The sequence below is a fragment of the Psychrilyobacter piezotolerans genome (genome assembly GCF_003391055.1).
Taxonomy (GTDB): domain Bacteria; phylum Fusobacteriota; class Fusobacteriia; order Fusobacteriales; family Fusobacteriaceae; genus Psychrilyobacter; species Psychrilyobacter piezotolerans.
This window is the reverse complement of record NZ_QUAJ01000083.1, coordinates 1-383: the sequence shown is the minus strand read 5'-3', so window position 1 is coordinate 383 and position 383 is coordinate 1. Positions and strand designations below refer to the sequence as shown.

General features: G+C 40.2%; 1 protein-coding gene. It reads right to left on the bottom strand.

Annotated features, from left to right (window positions below; genetic code table 11):
- Window positions 1–383: SLC13 family permease (locus DYH56_RS15755; RefSeq protein ID WP_255414734.1), on the bottom strand; the 383-nt coding region annotated here is incomplete at both ends.

The following is a 383-nucleotide window of genomic DNA, read 5'->3' as shown; positions in this document are numbered from 1 at the left end:
ACCATGGCTGCATTGGCTACATTTCCAATTACCGAGGTGAATAATGCCGATACCCACATTATCATACTCACTGCCAATGGGAAATTTCCCCGGGTGTATTTTACAATATTGTGTCCAACAATATCCACGAGACCTGTGGCTTCGATACCCTGGATCAGCATAAATAACCCCATGAAGAAAAACAAGGTATCCCATTCCACATGTTTGAAAACCTCCATAGGTTCCCTTTTTGTTACGAGGATTAATACAACTGCACCACTGAGAGCCATTATAGCCAGTCCCTTATCGATGAAGTTATTCATCAAAAATCCAAAGATTACCAGGGCAAATATAGTAGCAGATTCCTGTAATAATCTTATGTTTTTTAAGGATCTGGATGCATC